This is a genomic window from Streptomyces chromofuscus (assembly GCF_015160875.1).
Lineage (GTDB): Bacteria > Actinomycetota > Actinomycetes > Streptomycetales > Streptomycetaceae > Streptomyces > Streptomyces chromofuscus.
Genome location: NZ_CP063374.1, coordinates 5,562,585 through 5,583,454, shown reverse-complemented (window position 1 = coordinate 5,583,454; position 20,870 = coordinate 5,562,585). Strand labels below are relative to the sequence as shown.

The 20,870-nt window shown below is 68.2% G+C and carries 26 protein-coding genes and 1 pseudogene; 19 read left to right on the top strand and 8 right to left on the bottom strand.

Annotation, left to right across the window (positions count from 1 at the left end; translation table 11 throughout):
* The first annotated feature begins 297 nt into the window (after window positions 1-297).
* Complete coding sequence (locus tag IPT68_RS25340; RefSeq protein ID WP_228039889.1) at window positions 298-969, top strand: nucleotidyltransferase domain-containing protein; 672 nt, start codon at window positions 298-300, stop codon at window positions 967-969.
* 112 nt (window positions 970-1,081) lie between these two features.
* Here the strand turns inward: IPT68_RS25340 and IPT68_RS25335 are convergent, their stop codons facing one another.
* The 4 genes from IPT68_RS25335 to IPT68_RS25320 all read right to left on the bottom strand — a co-directional run bounded on the left by IPT68_RS25335 (window position 1,082) and on the right by IPT68_RS25320 (window position 4,724).
* Entirely contained in the window at window positions 1,082-1,600 is a 519-nt protein-coding gene (locus tag IPT68_RS25335; RefSeq protein ID WP_189696663.1) for a hypothetical protein, read from the bottom strand.
* A gap of 357 nt (window positions 1,601-1,957) precedes the next feature.
* Complete coding sequence (locus IPT68_RS25330; RefSeq protein WP_189696662.1) at window positions 1,958-2,710, bottom strand: hypothetical protein; 753 nt, start codon at window positions 2,708-2,710, stop codon at window positions 1,958-1,960.
* A gap of 85 nt (window positions 2,711-2,795) precedes the next feature.
* The gene (locus IPT68_RS25325) at window positions 2,796-3,629 is read right to left on the bottom strand and encodes a hypothetical protein (RefSeq protein ID WP_189696661.1); all 834 of its coding nucleotides are present in this window, start codon (window positions 3,627-3,629) and stop codon (window positions 2,796-2,798) included.
* Window positions 3,630-3,950: 321 nt separating this feature from the next.
* Window positions 3,951-4,724: a transposase gene (locus tag IPT68_RS25320; RefSeq protein WP_189696660.1), complete on the bottom strand. Its 774-nt coding sequence runs from the start codon at window positions 4,722-4,724 to the stop codon at window positions 3,951-3,953.
* Window positions 4,725-4,781: 57 nt separating this feature from the next.
* Between IPT68_RS25320 and IPT68_RS25315 the strand changes: the two genes are divergently transcribed.
* Window positions 4,782-5,168 (top strand): hypothetical protein, encoded by a 387-nt coding sequence (locus IPT68_RS25315; protein WP_189696659.1) that lies wholly within the window; start codon window positions 4,782-4,784, stop codon window positions 5,166-5,168.
* 117 nt (window positions 5,169-5,285) lie between these two features.
* On the opposite strand, the gene IPT68_RS25310 is transcribed toward IPT68_RS25315, so the two are convergent.
* Complete coding sequence (locus IPT68_RS25310) at window positions 5,286-5,507, bottom strand: hypothetical protein (RefSeq protein ID WP_189696658.1); 222 nt, start codon at window positions 5,505-5,507, stop codon at window positions 5,286-5,288.
* Between the two features lie 578 nt (window positions 5,508-6,085).
* Here IPT68_RS25310 and IPT68_RS25305 point away from each other — a divergent pair.
* From IPT68_RS25305 to cutA, 4 genes are all read left to right on the top strand, one after another.
* Entirely contained in the window at window positions 6,086-6,904 is an 819-nt protein-coding gene (locus IPT68_RS25305) for a TIGR02391 family protein (protein WP_189696657.1), read from the top strand.
* 101 nt (window positions 6,905-7,005) lie between these two features.
* Entirely contained in the window at window positions 7,006-7,476 is a 471-nt protein-coding gene (locus IPT68_RS25300) for a hypothetical protein (RefSeq protein ID WP_228039888.1), read from the top strand.
* 109 nt (window positions 7,477-7,585) lie between these two features.
* Window positions 7,586-7,903, top strand: coding sequence for a hypothetical protein (locus IPT68_RS25295; RefSeq protein WP_189696656.1), 318 nt, complete (start codon window positions 7,586-7,588; stop codon window positions 7,901-7,903).
* A gap of 134 nt (window positions 7,904-8,037) precedes the next feature.
* A complete protein-coding gene (cutA, locus tag IPT68_RS25290) occupies window positions 8,038-8,361 on the top strand; it encodes a divalent-cation tolerance protein CutA (protein ID WP_189696655.1) in 324 nt (107 codons plus the stop codon).
* A gap of 77 nt (window positions 8,362-8,438) precedes the next feature.
* On the opposite strand, the gene IPT68_RS25285 is transcribed toward cutA, so the two are convergent.
* The 3 genes from IPT68_RS25285 to IPT68_RS25275 all read right to left on the bottom strand — a co-directional run bounded on the left by IPT68_RS25285 (window position 8,439) and on the right by IPT68_RS25275 (window position 12,214).
* Window positions 8,439-9,683: a helix-turn-helix domain-containing protein gene (locus IPT68_RS25285; protein ID WP_189696654.1), complete on the bottom strand. Its 1,245-nt coding sequence runs from the start codon at window positions 9,681-9,683 to the stop codon at window positions 8,439-8,441.
* A 578-nt stretch (window positions 9,684-10,261) separates the two neighbouring features.
* Complete coding sequence (locus tag IPT68_RS25280) at window positions 10,262-10,750, bottom strand: TrmO family methyltransferase domain-containing protein (protein WP_189696653.1); 489 nt, start codon at window positions 10,748-10,750, stop codon at window positions 10,262-10,264.
* A gap of 78 nt (window positions 10,751-10,828) precedes the next feature.
* Window positions 10,829-12,214: a tetratricopeptide repeat protein gene (locus IPT68_RS25275; RefSeq protein WP_189696652.1), complete on the bottom strand. Its 1,386-nt coding sequence runs from the start codon at window positions 12,212-12,214 to the stop codon at window positions 10,829-10,831.
* Window positions 12,215-12,424: 210 nt separating this feature from the next.
* Here IPT68_RS25275 and IPT68_RS25270 point away from each other — a divergent pair, with 210 nt between their 5' ends.
* The 13 genes and pseudogenes from IPT68_RS25270 (at window position 12,425) to IPT68_RS25225 (ending at window position 20,862) form a co-directional block, all read left to right on the top strand.
* Window positions 12,425-13,018, top strand: coding sequence for an ATP-binding protein (locus IPT68_RS25270; protein WP_189696651.1), 594 nt, complete (start codon window positions 12,425-12,427; stop codon window positions 13,016-13,018).
* Window positions 12,925-13,290, top strand: a pseudogene (locus IPT68_RS35075) (hypothetical protein); the annotation flags it as partial. The gene IPT68_RS25270 and the pseudogene IPT68_RS35075, both read left to right, overlap by 94 nt.
* 66 nt (window positions 13,291-13,356) lie before the next feature.
* On the top strand, window positions 13,357-13,590 hold the full coding sequence (locus IPT68_RS34275; RefSeq protein ID WP_228040607.1) for a DUF5999 family protein: 234 nt from the start codon (window positions 13,357-13,359) through the stop codon (window positions 13,588-13,590).
* The gene (locus tag IPT68_RS35070; RefSeq protein ID WP_228039887.1) at window positions 13,587-14,261 is read left to right on the top strand and encodes a DUF6302 family protein; all 675 of its coding nucleotides are present in this window, start codon (window positions 13,587-13,589) and stop codon (window positions 14,259-14,261) included. The genes IPT68_RS34275 and IPT68_RS35070 overlap by 4 nt, the downstream gene beginning before the upstream one ends.
* Before the next feature lie 191 nt (window positions 14,262-14,452).
* A complete protein-coding gene (locus IPT68_RS25265) occupies window positions 14,453-14,791 on the top strand; it encodes a hypothetical protein (RefSeq protein ID WP_189696650.1) in 339 nt (112 codons plus the stop codon).
* Window positions 14,784-16,319 carry an ATP-binding protein gene (locus tag IPT68_RS25260; protein ID WP_194074007.1) on the top strand — a complete coding sequence of 512 codons (1,536 nt, stop codon included), beginning with the start codon at window positions 14,784-14,786 and terminating at the stop codon, window positions 16,317-16,319. The genes IPT68_RS25265 and IPT68_RS25260 overlap by 8 nt, the downstream gene beginning before the upstream one ends.
* A gap of 55 nt (window positions 16,320-16,374) precedes the next feature.
* Window positions 16,375-16,836 carry a roadblock/LC7 domain-containing protein gene (locus tag IPT68_RS25255; RefSeq protein WP_189696648.1) on the top strand — a complete coding sequence of 154 codons (462 nt, stop codon included), beginning with the start codon at window positions 16,375-16,377 and terminating at the stop codon, window positions 16,834-16,836.
* A gap of 1 nt (window position 16,837) precedes the next feature.
* Window positions 16,838-17,200, top strand: a complete 363-nt coding sequence (locus IPT68_RS25250; RefSeq protein WP_189696647.1) for a DUF742 domain-containing protein — start codon at window positions 16,838-16,840, stop codon at window positions 17,198-17,200.
* Window positions 17,178-17,801: a GTP-binding protein gene (locus IPT68_RS25245; RefSeq protein ID WP_189696646.1), complete on the top strand. Its 624-nt coding sequence runs from the start codon at window positions 17,178-17,180 to the stop codon at window positions 17,799-17,801. Before IPT68_RS25250 ends, IPT68_RS25245 begins: the two co-directional genes overlap by 23 nt.
* Entirely contained in the window at window positions 17,798-18,340 is a 543-nt protein-coding gene (locus tag IPT68_RS25240; protein ID WP_189696645.1) for a GAF domain-containing protein, read from the top strand. Before IPT68_RS25245 ends, IPT68_RS25240 begins: the two co-directional genes overlap by 4 nt.
* Window positions 18,341-18,396: 56 nt before the next feature.
* Entirely contained in the window at window positions 18,397-19,605 is a 1,209-nt protein-coding gene (locus IPT68_RS25235) for an acyl-CoA dehydrogenase family protein (RefSeq protein WP_189696644.1), read from the top strand.
* Window positions 19,606-19,699: 94 nt separating this feature from the next.
* Window positions 19,700-20,122, top strand: a complete 423-nt coding sequence (locus tag IPT68_RS25230) for a 6-pyruvoyl trahydropterin synthase family protein (RefSeq protein ID WP_189696643.1) — start codon at window positions 19,700-19,702, stop codon at window positions 20,120-20,122.
* Complete coding sequence (locus IPT68_RS25225; RefSeq protein WP_189696642.1) at window positions 20,119-20,862, top strand: 7-carboxy-7-deazaguanine synthase QueE; 744 nt, start codon at window positions 20,119-20,121, stop codon at window positions 20,860-20,862. Before IPT68_RS25230 ends, IPT68_RS25225 begins: the two co-directional genes overlap by 4 nt.
* Window positions 20,863-20,870 lie beyond the last annotated feature (8 nt).

The window sequence follows — 20,870 nt, the reverse complement described above, 5'->3', positions numbered from 1 at the left end:
GATGGGCCTGCCACGCCCGCTTGAGCGCCGAGTCACCGGGCCCCTCACCCACCACGGCCTCCCTCCGCTTGGTCTCCGCCCATCAACCCCCGCGCGGCGCCACTGGAACAGGGGCGGGAACGCCAACCGTTGGACGAGAAGCGAGATGTGCAGGGCAGAGGCAACCGCTCCTTCGAGCGGGCCCACAGGCGGTGCGCACCCCCACGGCGACCGGGGCCTACCGTACGCACATGTGCACCACCAGGAGTTCCTTTCCTACGAGGAACTGACCCGCCGCTGAACCGCTACGCTCCCGGAATGACCACCGAACCAGCCTGGGAACCCGCACCCGTGCCCGAGGTGGCCGACATGTTCCGCCGGGCCGAAACCCCCTGGTGGATCGCGGGCGGACACGCCATCGAACTCGCCGTCGGGCACCCCATCCGCGAGCACGACGACGTCGACGTCCTGGTCCTGCGCGATGACCAGCTCGCCGTACAGCACGTACTTGCCGGATGGGAGTGGTGGGCTGCCGACCCGCCCGGCACCCTGCGCCCCTGGCAGCCCGACGAGTACCTGCATAGGGGCATCCACGACATCTGGTGCCGCCCCGGGCCCGGAACGCCGTGGCGCCTCCAGATCATGCTGGACGAAGCGCAAGACGGCCTATGGGTGTCCCGCCGCGACACCGCCGTGCACCGCCCCGTGGAGGAGTTGGGAGCGGTCAGCGCGAACGGCATCCCCTACGTGACCCCCGAAGTCCAGCTCTATTACAAGGCCAAGAACCCCCGCCCCAAGGACGAGACAGATCTCGCCGCGGCCCTTCCGTCCCTCGCGCCGGCGCAGAGGATATGGCTCGCCACGGCCATCCTCGAAACGTACGGGGCGCACCCGTGGGTCGACCAGCTCGACGTGCCGGAGCAGTACCGGCGTCCGCCGCAGAAAGACCTCCTGGACGACCTTCCCTACGACTGGGAGCAGCGGCGATGAAGCCCGGCTCGCTTGCTTGTGCAGACGCGTAAGAAGGTAGAGGCCCGCCACGTTGGGTGGCGGGCCTCTACCTTCTTGGGCGTACCCCGATGAGGTGAAAGGGGGCGAGCGGCTACTCGTCCGTCGGCTCGACGTAGGTACTGTCGAACCAGTCGATGAACTCGCGCACGGTGCCGATCTTCGAGATCCGGGCGTGCAGGGCCCGCTGGTCGTGGCCGATCACGAACCAGCCGCTGGCCACCAGCTCTCCGCAGCCGCAGTAGCAGGTGCGGGCGCCGTGGGGGGAGTCGAAGTAGGTGATCGGGTTGCGGGTCGTCTCGACGGGCGTGGGCTTGCCGACGTAGGCGTCGTAGACCTCGTCGCCCGACGTGAGGTACCTGCCCTCGATCGCCTTCCGTCCTCCGGCCACGGGGACGAGCTTGTCAATCTCGATGGCCATGCGGACCTGGCCCTCGTGGGAGAGCAGGGCGTAGCGCTCCTTCTCGGCGCGTTCGCCGAGGACCCAGCAGCCACGGTTGGCGTGGAAGAGGGCTTCGTCGTTCATGACCGGGTCGAAGCCGACGACGTTGCGACCGAGCTGGTCCTCCTGCGGGTTGACGTAGCGCCTCTCACCGAGAGTTATGTGGATCATCAACTGCCCCCAATAGGTGAATACCCAGGGCTCCCCGCCCTGTGGACTATCGAGATCCTGGCACGAAGACTCGATACCTTCAACCCCCGGGATGCCAGCTCTTCAAGTAAGTCGAGTGGCGCGGCACACGTCAGGCGCACGAGTCGCGTGGCACGGGCTTCGCATTGCCCCGACCGCCTTTCGCCGTGATTTGGTTGCAGGCCGGGCCCCAGGGATCAGGGGAACCGTGTTGGCGCTGAGATTGATCACGGCGGTTTTCCTGGCCTCCGCCGACGTGGACGCGTCCTCGCCCTGATCGCCGGGGGGCGGGGCAGCTCGTCACCCGGACCCGGCGCCAGGTCGCTGGGGGTGGCCCGGCTACGACTTCGGGAAGTGTGCGTGCCGGTCGTACTCGGGGTGCCCGGGGTGGCAGATGTCCAAGATCTGCTGGCCGGGGATATCGGCGGCGTAGTGGATAGTGACGCCGTTGCCGTTCAGACCGAGGCGGGTACCGAGGAAATCGAAGATGAGTTCCCGGCCTGTGCCGGCGGCAGCTGGAGTGGAAACGTCGATGCCCGCGACGATCAGCGACGGGCGGCCGAGTCGGCGGATGCTCTCGAACTCGGCGCCCGTCCAGACCGGTCCGAACTGCCGGACCTCTCCGCCCCAGTTCGACAAGAACCGGAACGGCCAGGGCTTCGCGAGCGGCTGCCGGGAGCTGACCACGCTCACCTCGCCGAACCGATTCTTCGCCACCTGGGCCGACTCGTGGACCAGCGCGGTCGATTCCCGCAGAGCTGTCAGGTAAGACGTGGCAATGCTGCCCGCCTGGATCGCCCGGTCCACCCGCTCGGTCAGGGAATCCTCGGCAAGGGCTCGCAGTCCGAATGCCCGGACGTCCTCGATCTCGTGATCGAGGAGCCGGGTCGCGTGATAGGTGCGCAGCAGGCGCCCGGCAAGCATCTCGCGGACCTGGTCGTCGTACTCGGCGAGTTCGCTGGCCTCGTTGTGGAGGTCGCTCGCGGTGTCGAGGCCCTCGGGGACGGCGGGGGCGAGTTCGGTGATCAGGTCGGAGAGGTCGGCCGGCCAGGTGCCGGGGTCGTCGAGGTCGACGGTGTCGGGTGGGGTCACCGCACAGGCATACCGGATCGGGGCGGTTCCGCACATCGGCTTATCGGCGTGAACGGGCCCCCGGGGCGAGCGGCCGTCCGGGCGGCTACGCGGCCTGCTTGCCCGGCACGTTGCGCAGCAGGGCGGCCGTCATCGCCAGCAGGGTCTCGGCTTCGGCGTGACTGTAGTCGAAGTCGCGGGTGATCTCGTCGTCGTGGAGGGCTCCGCTGGTCTGGCTGTAGAGGGAGTCCAGGATCCGCCACCAGCGCTCGGACTGGCTGCAGTCACGCGGGCGTTTACCCTGACCGGGCTTGTCCCAGCCGCAGTTCTGCTGAATCCATTCCAACGCCCGCCGGATCTGCAGGATCGCCGACAGGCTCTCGCCGGCGGTCAGCAGCCGCTGGGCTTCCCGCAGGGTCCGGCCGACCTTGTCCCGCTCGGGGTCGCCGAGCGGGTACGGGACGGCCATCTCGTATGCCGCCGACGGGCCCAGCTGGGCGAGCTGGTCCTCCCACCGGCTCTTGGCGATGGTGAACCGGTCGGTGGCCTGTGTTGAGCCGGGGTAGCCGTCCGCTTGCGGCAGGGTCGCCCGAAGGTCGACCTGGAAAGAGATGTCCCCTTTGCGGGCTTCCTCGACCGCGTGGATCTGGAGCGAGGTCAGTGGGAAGGAGAGGTGCAGGCGGTGGATCAGGATCTTCTCGGTGTACGCCAGGCTGGTGGTGTACCGGGCGAGCTGGGACCGCTGCCCGGGCACGGTGCCGAAGCCGTACAGGTCCGTTTCCAGGGCGAGGATCCTGCCAGCCTTGATGAACTTCGGCACGGAGATGGAGAGCGGGACGTGCAACTCGTGGCCGCCCAGCAGGGGGCGCAGGGCCACCTGCTGGGCGCTCACCTCCACGGCGAACTGGATGTTCTCGTCGAAGCGTAGTTCCTGCACCATGCCCCCCAGGGTGGTCGTGATCAATCCCTTGATCCTGCCGCACCACCACCTGCGGGCGCACGGCCATTGGGGGACGGGCTCCTGTTCCACCGTCACCTGCAGGGCGAACTGTCCGGCGACGCGCCCTGTCGGGCTATCCGGAGCGGCAGCGGGGCATTGTTGGCCCGTACGTTCGTCGGGGGTGCGTTCACAGGACGGGCGCCCCGGGCGGGGGCGGTGCCGCGCTTCGGCATCCCGAGCGCTGGCCAACGACCCGGGGAAGCTCGTGCACGGCGGCGAGCTCCTGGCTCTGTACGAGGTCATCGACGGCGCGATGGCACGTCAGAGGGTGGGGCGTGGCTCCAGCGGTCGCGGAGTGGACACGAGGCGGGGGCAGCTACGCCAGCCCCTGCTCGCGGGCGATCCAGCAGGCCGCCTTGATGCGCCAGTGGAGTTCGCCACCGGTACGGTCTTGGAGACCTTTGGGGGGTCAACGAAGTTGAGCGGTGCGAGGTGTCCTCGGGCTCGGCGGGTGGTGACGCAGCGTGTGCGTAGCCGCTGGTTGGTTGGGTTCCGGAAGCCGTGCGTATTCCGCGCGCACAGCTTGATCATCCGTTTGACGCCCTCGCTGGTGGCGTTGCTGTGGCCGGTCGCGATGAACGCCGCGATCTCGGGCCACCAGCAGTCGAGAGTGACCGCGAGCTGGCGGACCTCGGGGACCTCGGAGTCCGCGCACCAGGTGAGGAACTTCCAGCGCAGGTGGCCGAAGCGCTCGCGGTTGGCCCCGGTGCGGGCGAGGGCGAGCAGGTCCCGCAGCCGCTCCTGCGCTATCCACGCGGTCAGCAGCGTCATGCCGATCTGGCCGGCGTCCATCAGGGCGTTCCGCATCTTCGTGAACTGCTTCTCGGCCAGGTCCTCGCGGTTGCACAGCAGTCGGCACCTGGTCCGCCACTCGGGGTCGGTGGCCCGTCCTCGCCGACCGCGTAGGGTGGCGGTGGTGCGACGGCGCACCGTGCTGAGCATCTTGTTCGCGAGCTGAACGACGTGGAAGTGGTCGACGACGATCGTGGCGTGGGGCAGACCGGTGCGCACGGCGGCCCGGTAGCTGGTGGACATGTCGATGGCTACCTTCCATAAGATTGCCCCTGATGCGCGGCCAACGAGGAGGCATGGGTGGGCAATCTGGGGGGATACCAGACGATGACGACGCTGGCGAAGAAGGTGGGCGGCCCCGGGGCGCTGGCCGTCGTCACTGCCGTGGGCGGGTGGGCCATCGGCCGGGGTGCTGAAGCTGGCGGGAAGAACGCATTCAGGGCCGTCAAGGCTGCGGCCAAGAAGCGGAACGCCCCGTGCTCGACGAAGGGCCAGGTCTTCGACGTCGTGTCCGACGGCGAGGACGGCAAGGGCCTCGCGCTCCGGGCAGGTGACCAGTACCGAGTCATGGAGTGCGACGGGGAAGCGATCCTCATCGAGGTGCTCGGCGGCACGAACAATCCCTACTTCACGTCAGCGCAGTTCCTGGCGTCGGTGTCGGGCTTCCCCCACGGCGGAGAAGATTAATGCCGAGTAGCTCGACTGGGGGTGTGGGCACTCGAGTCAGCGGCTGACCCGCGCATCGTAGAAGCCCCCCGTGAGTGCTGCGCTTACGGGGGGCTTCTACGCTGACGTCGATCCAGGTCACTCGGTCTCGAGTCCGCCATTCGAGTCGATCCCGAACTCGGCCGCCGACGTGCGGGCGCGGTCGACGGCGCAGAACTGTGCGCTGTCCAGTTCGTGCGTCGCCAGGGCGGCCGAGCCATCGTTGAACGTCCCGCCCAGGATGCCCGGCGGGAGGCCGACAGCCGTGTCGTTGCTGGCTCTTCGCTCTTGAGCGGTGCGCCTGGCTCTTGTCGCTGACATGCTGTCACGGTCGGTGACGGGTCTGCCGGCCCCGGTATGAGGCGCTCGTGGTCCTGAGTGATCATGCGCACGGCTTCCGGAACCCGGCCAACCAGCGGCTACGCACACGCTGCGTCACCACCCGCCGAGCCCGAGGGCACCTTCGCACCGCTCAACTTCGTTGACCCCCTTTGGGCGGGTCGTCCATGCTCTGTTGAAGGATCTGGCCGGCGCCGGCCATGGCGTGGACGCACAGCGTCAGCGCGGCAGCGTCACCTCGTCGTACGCGGCGGTGACGGTGTCCGTCACGTCCCGGGCGTAGAACTCAAGCAGCTGCTCGCCGGGGCGCCCCTGCGCGAGGACGTCGGCGATGTCGGCTCCGGCCGCGCCGCACAGCCAGTCCCGGATGGTCGGCCACGATCCTTCACGCCTTCAACCCCGGCGGCACCTTCGACGAGCTCGTACGCACTCAAGCCACCATCTCTACGCGACCGCGCTGACGACCATGGCCACTGGCGAATTCCCGAGCGTTGCAACGCGCGCTCATGCCATCCTGATCGGCTGGCCTGTAGAAGAAGCAGGCCCAGGAAGGGCATGGAATGACCACCTCCAACAAGTACGGCCCCTGGCCTCCCGCCACGGTCACTGCGGTCGCGGACGTTCTCGCCGGCACGAGCGAGGGACTGACCGGCGGGGAGGTCGGTCTCCTGCTGGCCCAGATAGGCATAGCGGACGCCGAGGGGTCCAGTAAGCGCAAGCGGCTGGCCCAGGCACTGCTCGTACGGCAGGCCCGCGATCAGGCATCGAACTGCGTGATCAAGTTCATCACCGAGGCCATGGCCCCCGTGCGCTACCGGCAGCATCCCGACGTGTTCTCCCGGCGTCGTGACGACCTCAATGAGGTCCTGGTCCACGTCGGCCTGCGCGTCAACAACGAGGGCAGGGTGGCGCGAGGGCCAGTCGCGAGCACCCTGGACCAGGCCGCTCAGCACGCCAACTCCCTGCGGGCGGAGCTTCGCCGTCGTGGAACGCACCCGGAAGTCCTGGCGTACTGCACCAAGGAGATCCTGGCCAAGAACGCCTTCCACGCCAGCCTGGAAGCCACCAAGTCTGTCTTCGACCGCCTCCGTCAGCTCACCGGCGAGAAGCTGGACGGTTCCCGACTGATCGACGCCGTGCTCATGCCTGGCTCGACCGGTACACCGTGCGTCACCATCAACACCGGCACAACCAAGACGGAGGAAGACGAGCAGAAGGGGTTCGCGGCCCTGATCAAGGGGCTGGGCAGCATGTACCGCAACCCAACGGCGCACGATCCGCGGCTTCACCGGCCGGTCACCGACGACGAGCTGCTGGAGCTGCTGACCACCCTGTCGATGGTTCACCGCCGTCTCGACCACGCCCGCGTGAAGCCCTAATCGACGCCGCCATAGCCATCGCTGCCTGAGCCACGGAGCGGTGGCTCCTCCCCGCCAGAACCACTCCACCGGAGGCGCGATTGTTAGTTCAGAGAAACTGGATGGACCGCGACAAGACCCTGCGCGACCTCGACCAGCTCATCGAGCCGACCGGGGCCGTCGTCCTCGCCTCCGGCGGCGCCCCCGGTGATACCGAGCCCGCCCCCTGGCTCCAGGTCAGCGCCGACGTCCGCACCCGCTACCTCGGCCCCGAGCGCCGGGCTGGGTCGGGCACCTACTCGCACCCCAAGGAACGCCACCAGGACGTGCTGGCGCGCTCCCCGTTCTCGGACATCGACATCGCCCGCTGGGACCGCACCGTCACCCGCACCCTGGACGAGGTCATCGGCCTGCAGTTCTCCTACAGCTACTCCAGCCCCGCCCAACTCGGCGATCACAAGGACGCCTTCGAGCGCGACCTCCGGCAGGCCCTCACCGAGTTCAGCCCCGCCGGCACCCTCGACGAAGTCGTACGCACCGAAGCCATCATCGCGACCCGCCCCTCGACAGCCTGCACGCTCCCACCCGGCTGACGAGCCCCAGGCCCGCGGGCGGACACCCTTGCCGCGCCGCCAGCGGCCCCGCCACACCAGGGACGAAAGAACGGGTGCTGCGGCGATGTCCGCTGCATAAGGTGGGACGGTGACATTGCCGACGGAGATCACCAACTGTGTCCTGTGCCGGGACCTTGCCGACACCTGGTGGCGTACCGGCAGCATCGACGGGACTGAGGAATTCGTGGCCGCGAGAGCCTTCGGTCTCCACGTGCAGGAGGGCCACCCGGACGTGCTGCGGCCCGCTGACGGCTGCGACACGTGCCGTGCGGTCCTGGCGATCCTGTCGGCGCCGTTCTCCCCACCTGGCGAGACGATCACCCATCCGGACGGGAGCCGCCTGCACCCCTCGCAGCTGCACTTCGCCCGGCACGTACTTCAGGACATGCGCGAGATCGCCTCGTAGGTCAGCGGCCGTCCGGCCGCCTGGGTGTATCGGTGTTTTTCGGCCCTGGCCCTGGCGCTGGAGCCCTTGCGTCGCAAGGCCACCACAACGGCTGGGTAGGGTCGAGGGATACACCAACGAGGAGGGGCAGCCGCATGGCAACCGAGATTGTGATCGCGCAGACGACCATCGACGACGAGGACAAGGCGAAGGCTCTGGCGCTGGGCGCGGTTGAGGCCCGGCTGGCCGCCTGCGCCCATGTCGACTCTCCGTTCACCGCGGTCTACCGGTGGAAGGGGAACATCGAGACCGCCCAGGAGTGGCGGATCTCGTACAAGACGACAACGGACCGGTTGCCGGAGCTCTCCGCCTGGGTGGCCCGAGAGCACAGCTACGAGGTTCCGGAGTGGATCACCCTGCCGGTTACCGGCGGTTCCGAGGCGTACCTGTCGTGGGTGGTCGAGGAATCGGCCGCGTAATAGGTCTTCAAGGCAGAGGGAGCGTCCGGTCGCTGTTGCGGCGCGGGCGCTCACTTGCGTGCGGATGGCGGCAGAGTTCAGGCGGCGAGTTGTTGCAGGTGCCAGGCGAGTTCGCTCTCGCTGTCAGGGAGCCTGGCGGCGACCGTCTCGGCGCGGTCCCTGCCCATGGTGTTGGGCCGGGCGTCCACTGCAGCTGCGAACTGGCGTGACACGTAGATACCTTGGTCGACGTCGCCTCCGTGCAGGAGCGCGGCGGCCAGGTCGCCCAGGACGACGACTCCTGATTCCGGTAGTGCGTTACCCAGACGGCGCACGGCATCGTTGGCCGTCTCGTTGAGTTCCTGGCGCCCGAGCTGCCCATAGACCGACAGCGCCAGCGAGTCGAGGCGATACGGCGTCATGAAGCGCACCCACGCCTGTTCGGCGGTGTGATCGGCGAAGTCGTACGCGACGCGGGCACGGTCAAGGGCCCGCAGTGCACCCGTGTCGTCTCCAGCGTTGGCCGCTTCCTCCGCGTGCCGGCCGTGGACCCAAGCGGCGGCGGTGGCGTTGCCGTGGCTCCGTACGTCCTGGGCAGCCTGGCTCAGAAGCTCCACCGCCTTGTTCGGCGTTGAGGCTCCGTAACTCGCGTAGGCCAGGGCCAGAGCCCGCAGCGGCGGGTGCCCGGCGGCCTTCGCGCAGTCCTCCGTGACCTTGTAGTAGGCGCGCGCTGCTGTGTAATCGCTCAAGTCCCAGGCAACCCACCCGGCCAGGGCAGCTGTCTCCCCGGCAGCAATGGTCAGGGCTCGCTCGTGCTGGCCGGCGCGCGGCAGGGCGGCGGTGATCGCGTCAAGGTGCGTTTCTACCAGGCCCTGGAGCTGGCGGGCCGTGAGGTGGTGCTCGCTTACATGAAGGGCACCGGCGCGATCAGTGAGGGCGGCCACGGCAGCCGTGTCGATCTTGCTTCCCCTCCCGAGGGCATACGCAAGGCGGCCCCATGGCTCGGCTACGGTGGCCGTGCCGAGGACAGCGCCCCCGATCAGCGTGCGGCGTTTCACGTCGTCCTGGTCCTCCCCTTCACGGCGGTCCCGCTTCCTCCGCCGGGCGCGGGCGGCCGCAGCCTCCCGCTGCAGTTGTTCGGCGGGTAGACCGCAGGCCACCGCGACATGCGCAAGCGTGTGGTTCGTGGGGATGTTCTCGCCGTGCTCGTAGCGATTGATCTCGCGGCGGGTCACGGTGTCCCGACCGGAGACAGCGTTGATCGCGGCTGCCTGCTCCTCCTGGGTTCGTCCAGCCTCCTTGCGGAGCCGGAGAAGCAGGTGGCCGAACGGATCTGCTGGCATGAGTGTGACCTCTGTCGGTGGGCGTGACCTAATCATGGTCCGAAGTTCCCCCGTCAGTTTCCCCCTTGACAGATTTTTCCCCCTTTCAATTCCCCTGGTCTGAGACACGGACACGCGATGCGATGGGGCCATGACGACGTTCCGTAGGGCGGCACCGTCCCCGCCCACCCCAGATGGAACAGCGCGGTGTCCGTGACGACCTAGGACGGCCTGCCTGTCGCGACGGGTCTACGTGCCAGGTCTGTCTACCCGCTTCGACTCGGCCGCTCTTAGCTGGCCGGATCGGCACCAAGCGATTCGCAGCCGGCGTGGGAACCACCACGGCTGCTGCCGACACGAAGATTTGACTGAGGGAATCCACCATGTATCCGCTCCGTGCTCGGCTGCCCACTGACGGCACGTCTTCAGCCGGCGTTGTCCGTGCGGAACCCCGTGCCGTTGTCGGTCGCCCGGGCCACATCAATGGCAGACGAAGCCATGGTGAACGGAGTGGATGCGTCTCTCCTACCGGCGTGCGCGCCCATCAGCCACATGCTGCCGACCGACAAGGGGAAAGGAGCGTGATGGGCGAGGTCCGGTTAGGGGCGTTTTTCCGCGCTCTCCCAGTAATCACTCAGCATCTCCGTGGGCCAGGCAGGCTGGTACACGGGGCCGCGGGGCATCATCTCCTTGAAGACCGGCACCAGGTCGATGACCGGCGTGCCATCGTCGGCGTCCAGGTCTTCGACGTGCAGGTCACGGCCATCAACTCGCAGAAGCCTCGGGAACGACGTTCCCAGCCGGGCCGGGCGTCGGTGGTTGCGATGGACCAGGCCGCCCGTTGCCGGCCACGCGGGGTTGTCGCGAGGGCTGCGCGGCGGGAGCTCGATGTCAGCATCCGAGCCCAGGCTGAAGTGCCAGATGACCTGCAAGTGACTGAACTCCTCGATCCCTTGCAGGGCGCTCTCAGGGATGCTCGGGGCAAGACGGATGATCGACTCCACGTTGCCCTTGAAGTCATCGAGACGCCCGCTGTGGCCTCCGACGACCGTTCCGATCACCGGCACTCGGATGTACTGGTCGAACACGCACTGCCCCTCGTCACTCGTTCCCGCTGGGCCAGGAAGCTGCTGCTCCCGAGCCGTTGTGTCGTGTCACCGTGCGCGTCAGCCTACGCCGAGCACCGCACGGGCTTTCGCGTCCAGCTCGGCCGCTCGGCTGCCTCCGCGATTACGGAAGGGGCTCAAGGCGCGGCGCATCTGCACGACGGTCTCCCGGGCCCGGCCGGACTGCACGCCGCTCATGGCGTCGAGTGCCTGGTGCCAGGTCTCACACGCGGCCTCGAGCTGTCCCTGCTGGACTTGGACGGATCCGAGGTATCCCAGCGTCACAGAGTGGGTCCGCTGGAACTCGGTACGCCGAGTGCGCACGCTGTGCTTGAACTGCTTCTCCGCGCCCTTCAGATCGCCGAGATCACGCAGAGCCGCGGCTGTCTCATGGGCGAGGCTGGCCTCGCCGAAGAAGAACACGCGGCCGGGCTCATCCTCTCCTTCTGCTGCCCGGCCGAGATCGTTCTCCGCCTGGAGCAGGGCGGCCAGGGCCTGCTTCTTCTGACCGGTGGCGGCCAGGCCGCGCGCGTGAACGACGCCCAGCAGCGCGCGCTCCCGCCAGCAGGCGTTGGCGTAGCGCCTGCCGGAGAGCGAGCTTTCGGACAGGCGCACGGCCTCGGCCGGCTGCTTGAGGTCGACAGCCTGGTGAGCCATGGCGCGCATGATGTGACCGGCCAACGGCACGTCCCTGGCCTCCTCGGCCAGCTGAGTGGCAACGGTGAACCAGCTCAGCGCCACCGGGTGCTCGCCCGCGTCGAAACTCGTCCACCCGGCGAGGTAGGCCAGCTCTCCGGCCGCCGAGGTCATGGCACGCCGTACGCCTTCAGAGGGGAAGCGGCCGGAGAGGAAATCGGCGACCTCGGATCGCAGGTAGGCCACGAGAGCGGTACGGCCGACGCCACGGCCGCCGCGCAGTTGGTCGCGCCGGGAGAAGAACGCGGTCATCTCATGGACGCTCTCGACGTCCTGGGCAGTGACAGTATGAGCCGACAGCGGCTTGCGGGTCCGGGCGCGCTCAGCTGCGTCCTCCCACCACGATTCAGTGGGAAGGGCCAGGCCGGCGATCGAGTACGCCGAGTTCACCAGCACGCGTCGGCGATCCATGTCCATGTCCGTGCCCCCGAGCGTCACCAGCGTCGTCAACGTGTCGACGCTCCACTCTGGCGACTGCGGCTCGGGCCCCCCTTCCAGTGCCAGCCCGATGTCGGCGAGTGTGACGACGCGACCAAGGCCACGCGAGAGCGTCTCGCACAAGATACGGGGTGCTCGGCCGCTGGGACGGGTGCCGCCGATCCATCGCGCGATGTGCGACTGGGTCACGTTCCCCAATTCGGGGGCGTTGTTCTCCGCCGCGACAGAACAGAAGCGGGCAGCCAATCGTGCCTGTGGCAGCCCCAACTCCTGAACCACAGCTTCCAGCTTGACGTTGCGCGTGCGCCCCATGGTGCGCCCCTGTCCCCGAAACGATCTTTCATGACGTTCATTGGATCCGCATGCCCGACGGGATACCGACCGGCCCGCAGACACGGTTCTCTCGTAAAGACGATATTCCTCCAACCCCCGTACGGGGCAGGGGAATCGACCACCTCATCCATACGCACCTGGGCTGTGACCGAATGTGGCCCAGCGATGACGGGCCAGGAGAAGGAACCAATGAACGTGCACGACCTGACGCGGAGGAAGCCCGACTGCTCGACGCGGTCGCATGCCGTCGTCGTGCACGACGACACGGCCCGAGGAGCGTGTGCGGTGACCGAGCCCCCCTTCAACACCCCCGCTGCTGCGGGAGCGCTCCCGCAGCAGCGGAACGACGAGGCGCTTCGCCCCTTCCAGATGGCGGTCTCATTTCCCGCCGATCCGGCAGCCATTCCACCGATGCGCCGCCAATTGCGCGCCCTCTTGTGCCGGTCCGGCCTGACGGAGATCGCGGACGACGCCGTCCTGGCCTCCCAGGAACTCATGGCCAACGCCGTGAACCACGGCTGCCGCCAGCTCCCGCCGGACACCGAGATCACCATGACGGCCGCATATAACAGCGCACGACTGCGTCTGGCTGTCCACGATCCGTCCGGCGAGAAGCCGCGCCTGCTGCCGGCTTCCAAGGAGCAGGAAGATGGCCGTGGCCTGCAGCTCGTGGCGGCCTTCGCCGACCGGTGGGGAGTCGAAGCGAACGCCGAAGGTGCTGGGAAGTCTGTCTGGATGGAGTTCGACTCGCCTTCCCCTCTCTGCGGAGAGGGGGGTTCGTGAGCATCCCTGGTCTGACCCTCGTCACATCCCGCAGCCGCGCAGAGCACGCTCCTGTCACCGCCCGCTCGGTAGTCGCGGCTGCCAGGGAGACCACTGCCTTAGTCCTTGATGAGGCGGCCCCCGTACTTGAGAACGATCAGGACGTCCTCGATTTCGTGCTCAGGCTGCGCGGCCATCTCATGCAACTCGGGCCTGCTGTTGGCGCGCCGGCGAGCCCACTGGCCGATGCCCTGGCCGCGGCTCGGAGTCTGGCAGCCACGGAGGCGCCGGACGGCTTCATGCAATCGCGGGTCTACCTGCGGAAGCTGGCGCTGAAGGTGCAGACGGTACTCATCGAGATGAGCAAGGCTGGGCTGGCGTGTATGCATCAGCCCGAATGCCCTCCGGCTCACGACCCCGCCCGCGGGGCGGCTCAAGTGCTCGCCCACTGCCCTGCTCTCGGCTACAGCCTCCTGTGCAACGGGGTCATCTCCTTTGAGGACACGGGCTGTCTGATGCCAGACGGGCGAGCTATCCCCCCTCGACGCCCCCTTCCACTGGTCGTGGACGAGCCCACGGAGGTGAACGCGTGACCGCGCCAACGGTTTCCTGGGCGGTTCCGGTTCTCCCCCGGGTCCGCCTGCTCCCGCGGGAGGAAGCTCACGATTTCGAGTGCTGGGCTGGTCGGCTGGCCAACACCGCACTCCTACGGGATGCGGTCGCGGTGGCGATCTACCGCCTTCCGTTGCTCGCGGTCCTGGTGGGTGCCGGCCGTCGTGGCGGGCAACTGCACGTTCTCGAGAAGACGTTCGCCGAGCAGACCGTACAGGCCCTGACCGGCCGGCCGGGTTTCCCCCGGCTGTCCAGCTGCGGCGCCGTCGTCGAGTGGAGTGACAGTCCTCCGGTGCACTGCGACATGCGGGACCGCCAGGGGTTCTGCGGCCTGCGCGACCCAGCCGAGAACGCTGCCGACAAACACCAGGCGTGGCCCCCTGCCGGACACAGGGGGTACGGCCCGGGAGCTGGACGCTGGCCCCCGCCTCCGAGCAGCCCGAGCGGATGCCGGCCACCGGCGGCGCCGTACCGATCGTCGCCGCGACGGCCTTCCCCTAACCGAGCGGCGACGGCGAGTTCCCGTCGTGGTGCCGTGTCGGCCCCGTCCCGTTACGGCGCGGCACCACGACGGCCCCCATACGAGTTCGGAGACGACCGGTCATGCCCAGCAAGAACGACCTTCGGATCGCCACCTTCCTCCTGGCCCTGATCACGATCGTCCTGGCTGCTCAACTGCCGCGCTGACCGAATCCGTCCGACGGAACTCCCGTCCTGACCGGAGAGCTGATGACTCCCCTACTGAGCACTCGCCACCCCTGGCAGCTGCATTTCGGCGAGACTCCCCTCCCGCCCACACTCCCGCGCGACTTCGATGTCGTCCGCGTCAGCATGGGACTTGGTATGTCCGCGGTCGACGCCATGATCGACACGGGCCAGGATGTCGGGCCGCTGCTGTGCTGCATCACCCACCGCATGCTGCTCATCCCGGTCGAGTCCGGCACCGCTGGCCTGTGGGGTGCCGCGCATTCCGCGTGCAGCAGCGGCTCGGCTCTCCAGTGCGTCATGCACGGGTACCAGCCGCCCTGCCGGAACCGCTTCTGGGTTGCCCCGCCCGGGCCGCTGGCTGCGCCGACCAGCGCCCCGGCAGTGCTCCACGAGACCCTCAGCCTGATGCGTGCCCGCATGCGGTTCGCGCGCCGGCCGCTCAGCGCACGCGCTCGCGAGGTGTGCCATGTCTGACCGCATCGCCCAGGCCCCCGCCGCCTCCGGCCGCCGTCACAGAGCCCACGCCGACGACAGCCTGCGCCTTCCCCCAGCGGTAACCGCCACCGCACTGACTGCCGTGACCGTAGGCGGGGGGTGGATCCTCGACGGCCTCGACATCGTGCCCGCCGAGGCCGGGGTCCTGGCCGCCTGCACAGCGGCCGGAGGCTTGCTGTGGTGGGCCTCCGCTCGCTCGATCAGCGCCCGCAAGGCCGTAGCCCGCGCCGAGCAGATTCGCACCGAGCGCGATGAAGCGCTGCAGACCCTCAACGCCCTCCTCACCACCATCGATAACGGCCGAGGGCACGTGCGCTGGGCTCTGGGCCAGGTCGAGCAAGGCGCCGCGAGCACCAACTTCCGTGCGGCTGACGAATCTCCGCGCACGGGCGACGTGCGTATCGATGTCAGAGCCGCTCTGGAACAGGGGTTCACCGAAGCGTGGCAAACCGTGATGACGGCGGCGGCGCACGCACACCGGACGCTGAACACTCAGGCGGAGCTGGCTGAGATCTTCAAGTCCGTCGCTCCCCGTCTTCAGGGACTGGTCAACCGCAGCATCCACGTCATCTCCGAGGTCGAGAAGAACGTGGAGGACCCGGACTTGATGCACGAGATGTTCCGCGTCGACCACCTCCTGACGCAGATTCGGCGCGCCGTGGAGAGCCTGGCGGTCCTGGGCGGGAACCTGCCGTCCCGCAACAGCGCGCCCATCCTCATCGCGACGGCCATCCGGCGTGCTGTCGCCGAGATCCCCGAGTATGCCCGGGTACGCGTGGCCCTGACGCAGCTGACGACAGCGGTCCCGGGATACGTCAGCCCCAACCTCGTACACCTCCTGGCCGCGCTGATGGAGAACGCGACGGAGTTCTCCACCGAGAAGGTGGAGGTCCACACCCACCAGACCGATGGTGGGATAGCCATCGAGGTAGTCGACCGCGGGACGGGCATGTCCCCGCAGAAGCGCGATGCCCTCAACCGGCTCCTGGCCGCTCCCGAAATGGAGGACCCTCGCGTCCGCCTACGCGAAGGCAAGATCGGGCTCCTCGTGGCCGCGCTCCTCGCGAAGCGCCACAAGATCACCATTCGGCTGGGGCCCAACATCGTCGGCGGCACCCAGGCCGTCGTGGTCCTGCCACATGAACTTCTCGTCGAGGCACACGACGAACACAAGCCGTCCACCCACGTCACGGAAACACCGGCCGCATCCTCTGCCCCGAGCACCGCTCCTCGTACCAGCGCGGCACTCCCGGCCCGGCCCGATGGCGTGCCCCGCCGGATCCCGCCCACGCCTGCCCCGACTGCTCAGCCGCACAGTCCGGCGGTCGCCGACGGCAGCAAGCCGGCGTTGCCGCGCCGGGACGTCACCCAGCAGAAGGTGCAGGCTCCACCGCCACGGCAGCAGGGGCCGACCGGCCGCCCCACCGGCGGCTTGATGGCCAGCTTCCGGTCCCGTACGCCCCGTGCGGACGAGCACGAGCAGCCGCCAGAAACACCGGTGACCTGACACCCACGGCCGTCCCCCTCCCCCACACCCCACAGACACGACGCAGGAGCGAACCATGCAGGCTGAAGGCACCCACCCCACCAGCGACCCGGCGGCGGCCGCACGTGCCCAGCTGGAGGGACTGCTCACCAGCTTCATCACGCGGATTCCCGGGGCACAGCAGGCTCTGCTGGGGACCGGTGACGGGCTCAAGCTCGCCTTCACCGAACAGCACGTGGACGACGCGGACACCCTCGCCGCGACCATCTCGGGACTCTTCGCCCTCGCCCGGCAGCAGTTCAAAGGCGCCAAGGGGGGCGTACGCCAGGTCGTCGTGGAGCACGACGCCGGCAGCCTCTTCCTGATGAGCGCCGGTCTGGTGAACGAGGCTGTTCTGGGCACGGTCCTGGCCGTCGTGACCACGCCCGAGGCGGATCCGGGCCAGGTCGGTCACGAGATGGAAATGCTCATCAAGGCCCTCGACGAACACCTGATCATCCAGGCCCGACGCAACACGATCTACGGCCAGGGGCTGTGACGTGACATCTGGCGGCGGGTGGTCCGACAGCACGTTAGGGGACGTTCGCCCCTACACGGTCACCGGAGGACGCACCCGCCCCAGACACCCCCTGCACCTGACCACCTGCCTGGTCACCAGGCCCGCCACCCGGCACATGCCAATGAACATCGAGCACGAGTCACTGCTGATGCTCTGCAGCGGTGCCCCGCGCTCCGTTGCCGAGCTCGCGGCCCGGCTGCACCAACCGGTTCAGGTGATCAAGGTCCTGATCGGCGATCTCCTCGACGCCGAGGCACTAACTCCTGCCAACCCCGACGGCCCCGCCGACCCCGACGCGCACCTTCTGGAGGTACTGCTCGATGCCCTACGCACCAAGCTCTGACGCCGCCCGGGCGGGGCGCGCCGGCGCGCCACCGGAAGAGCTGAAGATCATCGTGGCCGGTGGCTTCGGGGTCGGCAAAACCACGATGATCGCGACGGTCAGCGAGATCGAGCCCCTGACCACCGAGGAACGCCTCACCATCGCCAGCTCAGGTATCGACAACCTCGAAGGGCTAGCGCACAAGGCCACCACGACGGTGGCCATGGACTTCGGACGGATCACCTTCGACGATCCGTTCTCGCTGATCCTGTTCCTCTTCGGCACCCCCGGACAGGAGCGCTTCTGGTTCCTGTGGGACGACCTCGGGCACGGCGCGCTCGGCGTCGTCGTGCTGGTCGATACACGGCGTCTAGAGGACTCCTTCGCGGCGGTCGGCTGGTGCGAGCAACGACACCTGCCGTTCGTCGTCGCCGTCAACGAGTTCGACAACGCCTTCCGCTACACCCCCGACGAGGTCCGCCAGGCCCTCGGCCTCGCCCCGTGCATCCCCGTCGTGACGTGCGATGTCCGGCAGTCCGCCTCCGCCATGAACGTGTTGATCACCTTGGTCGGCCACAGCCTCGAGCTGAGCCGCACCCCGAACCCCGGAGCTCTCACATGACATACCCCGCCCCAACGCCCCAGCCGCACGCCCCGGCCACCGAGCACACGGAGCGCGCCGAAGCGCTGCGGGCCCTGGGACTCACCGGCCCGGACCCGGAACTCGATGCCTTCGCCCAGCGGCTGGCGCAGGACGCCGGCGTGCCCTACGCCATGGTCAACATCTTCGACGACGAGCAGCAGTTCCTCGGCCTGTGCACGCCCGGCGGCGAGAGCGAACTACCCACCGTGGGACGCAGCATGTCCCTCAACCACGGCTTCTGCCCCGAAGTCGTGGCCAAGAAGAAGGCTCTCGTCCTGCCCGACGTGTTCGCCTCCCCCCGCTTCGCCGGCAACGCGGTCGTGGATCTGATCGGCATCCGAACCTACGCCGGAGCCCCCCTGCTGCACGGGGACACCGTGCTCGGGACCGTCTGCTTCGTCGGCCCCGTGGAAAAGCCCCAGTCCACAGGCCAGTCCTCGCTCGCACTCATCAAGGGACGCCGGGACGAGGTCATGGACTTCCTCTACCGCCGCGCCGACTACCAGCCACCGCAGTAAAGACGGCAGCGCCCCCGCACACCAACAGCGCTCAATCACGAAGGGGAGCCCCACAGATGTCCGATCCGTATCTCACTGCACAGCACCACCAACTCCGGGAAACGGTACGGTGCTTCGCCGAGTCCCAGGTCGCGCCGCGTGTGGAACAGATGGAGCGGACCGGGGCCGTCGAAACCGACCTCGCAGCGGCGATCGCCCAGCAGGGATGGATCGGCGTCACCATCGACGAGGCGTACGGCGGTATGGGCGCCGGCCACCTCGCCAAAACAATCATCATCGAGGAGCTCTCCCGCGTCAGCGGCGCCATGGGTGCCATGGTCCAGGCGTCACAGCTCGGCACAGCCAAGATCATCCACTTCGGCAGCGAGCAGCAGAAACGCAAGTGGCTGCCGAGGATCGCGGACGGCTCGTGCCTGCCCACCATCGCCGTGACCGAGCCCGACAGCGGCAGCCATGTCCTGGGCATGCAGATGTCCGCCCGCCGCGAGGGCCGCCACTACGTCCTCAACGGCCGGAAAATCTACATCGGCAACAGCCACGTCGGACACCTCCACGGCGTCGTCGCCCGCACCTCGGAGGGATCGAAGGGCCTGACGGCCTTCCTCGTCGAGTCCGACCGCCCCGGCCTGATGCTGCCACCACACGCCCAGACGCTCGGACTGCACGGTTTCAGCTTCGGCGAACTGCACTTCGAGGAGTGCCGAATACCCGTCACCAACCGGCTCGGAGCGGAGGGAGACGGCAGGGACATCGCTTACTCATCCAGCGTCCTCTACGGACGGCCGAATCTGACCGCGGTCGCCCTCGGCATCCACCAGGCGATCCTGGAACAGACCATCAAGTTCGCCAGCGAGCGCGTCCGCTACAGCGGCCCCCTGCACCAACTGCCCAACATCAACCTCAAGGTGGGGCAGATCCAGTCGCGGGTGATGACGGCCCGGCTCGCCGCCTATCACGCGGCCCACCTGCTCGACGTCGGCGTCCCCTGCGACGCCGAGCTGATGAACGCCAAGTTCATCAACGTCGAGATGGCGCTCGACTCCGCGCGGGCCGCAATGGAGATCCACGCTGGCGCCGGGCTGCTGACGAACGTCCCCATCGAGCGCTACCTGCGCGACGCGCACCACATCTTCGCCCCGGCCGGCACCTCCGACATCCAACTGCTGCGCCTGGCCGAAGTCGCCCTCGGACAAACCAAGGGCCAGTGGTCCGAGCGTCTGCACGCCGTGTACTTCCCAGACCACCTGTCGACCGCCCTCGCATGAGGCAGTGCGGCCAGCCCATGGGCCCCGGCCTGACAGCTGCGCACCCGCACCCGGCATCCCGAGCAACTCACCAACCCACCACTTCAGGGGAGTCATGAGCGACCACGCACCCACCGTCACCTTGCCTCATGGCACGTTCACGATCGCCAAGCGCTTCACCTTCCAAGCTGGCCACCGGCTGCCCAGCCTGCCCCCCGAGCACAAGTGCGGGCGCCAGCACGGCCACAGCTACGAGGTCGAGGTGATCCTCACCTCCGACTCGCTCGCGGACCCCGGATTCGTCACCGACTTCGGGGACCTGCATCCGTTCAAGGAGTTCATCGACAAGGAGCTCGACCACAGGAACCTGCACGAGGTCCTGCCTATCGAGCCGACCTCGGAGCTCCTCGCGCAGTACCTCGCTGGCTGGATCATCGACAACCTTGAGCCCACCGTCCCCGGGGAACTGGTGGCGGTCTGCGTGCACGAGACCGTCAGTGGTTGGGCCCGCTTCGACGTCGTGAGGCCGCAGCGATGACTGCGATGACTGGCAGCAGCGCCCAGGCGGGCGTCGACCGCGAGTTCTGGCTGATCGTCTCGGAGGTCTTCGGTGACACCAAGCCGACCTTCCAGGGCGAAGGGCCGAGCACCGGTGTCCCCGCGCTGTTCATCCGCCTCGCCCAGTGCAACCTCACCTGCAGCTGGTGCGACACGAAGTACACATGGGACTGGAAGCGGTACGACATCGCCAAGGAGACCCACCGGCGATCCGTCGAGGAGCTGATCGCGTGGGCGCTCGCCTACGATGTCGAACTGGTGGTCATCAGCGGAGGCGAGCCGCTGCTGCAGCAGAGGGCACTCGTCCGTCTGGTCCGCGGCCTACGTGAGGGCGGCAAGCGCGTCGAGTTCGAGACCAACGGCACCGTCTTGCCCGACAGTTCACTCCTCGTCGACGGTGTCCACTTCAACGTGTCGCCCAAACTCGCCAACTCCGGCGTCGCCGAGGCCAAGCGCATCGTGCCGGCCGCCCTGGAGGCGTTCGCGTCGAGCGGGCGCGCGGTCTTCAAGTTCGTGACGCGCTCGGTGGCCGAACTCGACGAGATCCAGCAGCTCGTCGACGACTACGGCCTGGCGCCGGTCTACGTAATGCCGGAGGGCACCACGCCTGAGGGTCTGATCGAGACAACCCGGGTGCTCGCGGACGCGGTCGCCGCCCGCAGGTGGCATTTCACGCAAAGGCTGCACGTCCTGGCGTTCGCGGAGGCCCGCGGCCGCTGACCGCCCGC